Annotated in this window: 2 protein-coding genes and 1 pseudogene; all 3 read left to right on the top strand. The window is 70.9% G+C overall.

The genetic code is table 11. The features are described 5' to 3' along the window. Nucleotides 1-615 (top strand): annotated as a pseudogene (locus HUW36_RS28375) (mannose-6-phosphate isomerase, class I); the annotation flags it as partial. 285 nt (nt 616-900) lie between these two features. Continuing rightward, nucleotides 901-2,400 (top strand): adenosylhomocysteinase, encoded by a 1,500-nt coding sequence (ahcY, locus tag HUW36_RS28370; RefSeq protein WP_174530932.1) that lies wholly within the window; start codon nt 901-903, stop codon nt 2,398-2,400. A gap of 205 nt (nt 2,401-2,605) precedes the next feature. Beyond that, a partial coding sequence (gene efeU, locus HUW36_RS28365; protein WP_246248364.1) for an iron uptake transporter permease EfeU occupies nt 2,606-3,510 on the top strand: 905 nt, incomplete at its 3' end.

Here is a 3,510-nt window from a genome sequence, read left to right as displayed (position 1 = left end):
TGGCCGGACGCGGAGCGCGCCGGGCTGGTGGCGGCCGTGTCGGCGGCGGCCGCCGGCTCCGCCTCGCCGGATGCGGCGCTGGTGCGGACGCTGGCCGCCGGCTATCCGGCCGACCCGGGCGTGGTGGTGGCGCTGCTGCTGCACCACGTCCGGCTGGCGCCCGGCGAGGCGATCTGGATGCCGGCCGGCAACCTGCACGCCTACCTGCGCGGCACCGGTGTGGAGATCATGGCGGCCAGCGACAACGTGCTGCGCGGCGGGCTGACCCCGAAGCGGGTCGACGTGGACGAACTGGTGCGGGTGCTGCGGTTCGAGGTGCTGGCCGACCCGGTGGTGCGGCCGGAGCCGGTGGCGCCCGGGGTGCTCACCTGGCCGGTGCCGGTGGAGGACTTCGCGTTGCACCGGGTGGAGGTGGCCGCCGGGTCGCCGGGCGTGCGGCTGACGCTGCCCGGCCCCCGGGTGGTGCTCTGCCGGTCGGGCAAGCTGACCGTGGACGACGGGGTCGGCGTGGTGACGCTCGCCGCGGGGCAGGCGGCGGTCGGTACGGCGGCGGGCGGGCCGTTGGCGCTCGGCGGGGACGGCGAGGCGTTCGTGGCCACCTGCGGCCTGCGCTGATCGGCTCAGGTCCGACTTTCCCGAAACGGCTTGACGGTCTCGTCGCTCAGTGTGACTCTATGGGTACGCAGCGTTGTCGCGACGAAGGTCCGGGAACGCGCGGGGAACCAAACCGGGGGGATGCACGGGGCGGCCGGGCCGTGGACGGAAAGTCCGTTCACGACCGACCGCCCCGTGCGCTGTCCGACGGCCGACCGCCGTCCGGTCCGTCAACCGGCACCGGGTGAGCGGGCCCACGCGCGTAAGGTGGAAGGCTGCGCAGCACTTCCTTCGACAGGAGCTTCCATGACCAGCACGCTTCCGGCTGCCACCAGCGGCTCGTCGTCCGGCCCCCGGCCGAGCACCCTCGCCGAGGGCGACTACAAGGTGGCGGATCTGTCGCTCGCCGCGTTCGGACGCAAGGAGATCCGCCTCGCCGAGCACGAGATGCCCGGCCTGATGTCGATCCGGCGTGAGTTCGCCGAGGCGCAGCCGCTGGCCGGCGCCCGCATCACCGGTTCGCTGCACATGACCGTCCAGACCGCTGTCCTGATCGAGACCCTGGTCGCGCTCGGCGCGCAGGTCCGCTGGGCGTCCTGCAACATCTTCTCCACCCAGGACCACGCCGCCGCGGCGATCGTGGTCGGCCCCGAGGGCACCCCGGAGGCCCCGGCGGGCGTCCCGGTCTACGCCTGGAAGGGCGAGACGCTGCCGGAGTACTGGTGGTGCACCGAGCAGGTGCTGATGTGGCCCGACGGCCAGGGCCCGAACATGATCCTGGACGACGGCGGCGACGCCACCCTGCTCGTCCACAAGGGTGCCGAGTTCGAGAAGGCGGGCGTCGTGCCGCCGGTCGAGTCCGCCGACTCCGAGGAGTACGCGGTCATCCTCGAGCTGCTGCACCGCTCGCTCGCCGAGGACGGCGAGCGCTGGACCCGGATCGCCGCCGGCATCAAGGGCGTCACCGAGGAGACCACCACCGGTGTGCACCGGCTCTACGAGATGCACCGCGCCGGCACGCTGCTCTTCCCGGCCATCAACGTCAACGACTCGGTGACCAAGAGCAAGTTCGACAACAAGTACGGCTGCCGCCACTCGCTCATCGACGGCATCAACCGCGCCACCGACGTGCTGATCGGCGGCAAGATGGCTGTCGTCATGGGCTACGGCGACGTCGGCAAGGGCTGCGCCGAGTCGCTGCGCGGCCAGGGCGCCCGGGTCGTGGTGACCGAGGTCGACCCGATCTGCGCGCTCCAGGCGGCGATGGACGGCTACCAGGTCGCCACGCTCGACGACGTGGTCGAGCAGGCGGACATCTTCATCACCGCGACCGGCTGCTTCGACGTCATCACCAACGAGCACATGGCCCGGATGAAGCACCAGGCCATCGTCGGCAACATCGGCCACTTCGACAACGAGATCGACATGGCCGGCCTGGCCAAGCGCAGCGACGTGACCCGGGAGAACATCAAGCCGCAGGTCGACGTGTGGCGTTTCGACGACGGCCACGCCATCATCGTGCTCTCCGAGGGCCGCCTGCTGAACCTGGGCAACGCCACCGGTCACCCGAGCTTCGTGATGTCGAACTCGTTCGCCAACCAGACGATCGCCCAGATCGAGCTGTTCACCAAGACCGAGGAATACCCGATCGGCGTCTACGTGCTCCCCAAGCACCTGGACGAGAAGGTCGCCCGGCTGCACCTGGACGCGCTCGGCGCGAAGCTGACCACGCTCTCCAAGGAGCAGGCCGCCTACCTGGGCGTGTCTCCGGAGGGCCCGTTCAAGTCGGACCACTACCGCTACTGAGTCCCGCACTCCCGGAGGGGACCGGGGTCGGCCGCCGCGCGGCCGTCCCGGTCCCTTTCGCGTACGCGGGCCGTCCGGCGGGTGTCGGGCATCCGTCGACCAGGGTGACGTTGCCCTGAACAACTTGACGTCACCCCTGGATCAGGAGCAAGGTATGGCTGCCCTAAGTTAACTGAGGCATGCCTGACCGACTACGGAGTAACGGATGTTCGCCACGTACCTGATCGGCCTGCGGGAGGGCCTGGAAGCGACCCTGGTGGTCAGCATCCTGGTCGCCTTCCTGGTGAAGTCGCAGCGGCGTGACCGTCTGCCCCAGGTCTGGGCCGGTGTCGGCGCGGCCGTGGCGCTCTCCGTCATCTTCGGCTCGCTGATCCAGTACACCTCGACCTCGCTGTTGCGCACCTCCGAGTCGCGCGAGTTCTTCGAGGCGGTGACCTCGGTCGCCGCCGTGGTCTTCGTGACCTGGATGATCTTCTGGATGCGCAAGGCCGCCCGCTCGATCGCCGGTGAGCTGCGCGGCAAGCTGACCGAGGCGCTGGCCGTCGGGTCGCTGGCGGTGGCCGGCATGGCGTTCCTGGCGGTCGTCCGGGAGGGACTCGAGACCGCGCTGATCTTCTACGCTGCCGCCGAGAGCGTGGCCGGCGGCACCGGCGCCGGCTCGCTGCTCGCCCTGATCGGCGGCATCGTCACCGCCGTGGTGATCGGCTTCGGGCTCTACCGCAGCGCGCTGAAGATCAACCTGAGCCGGTTCTTCACCTGGACCGGCGCGCTGCTGATCCTGGTCGCCGCCGGCATCCTCAAGTACGGCGTGCACGACTTCCAGGAGGCCGGCGTGCTGCCCGGCCTGAACGACCAGGCCTTCGACATCTCCGCCACGCTGGACCCGAACGCCTGGTACGGCGCGCTGCTCGCCGGCATGTTCAACATCACCGCCGCGCCGACCGTGCTGGAACTGGTCGCCTGGGTCGCGTACGCGGTGCCGGTGCTCGTGCTCTTCCTGCGCCGGCCCGCCCAGCCGCCGAAGCCGGCCGCCCAGCCCGTCCAGGACGCCCAGCCGGTCCAGCCCGTCGAGCCTGCCGGGCCCGTCGAGCCTGCCGGGCCCGTCGCGAC

Source organism: Micromonospora maritima, assembly GCF_902825405.1.
GTDB lineage: Bacteria > Actinomycetota > Actinomycetes > Mycobacteriales > Micromonosporaceae > Micromonospora > Micromonospora maritima.
Note: the sequence above shows the minus strand (reverse complement) of the source record. Positions and strands in the feature narration are given on the sequence as shown.

Bases quoted from the DNA above. Each gene is read 5' to 3' on its own strand.
- ahcY (WP_174530932.1), top strand. From the start codon at position 901: ATGACCAGCACGCTTCCGGCTGCCACCAGCGGCTCGTCGTCCGGCCCC.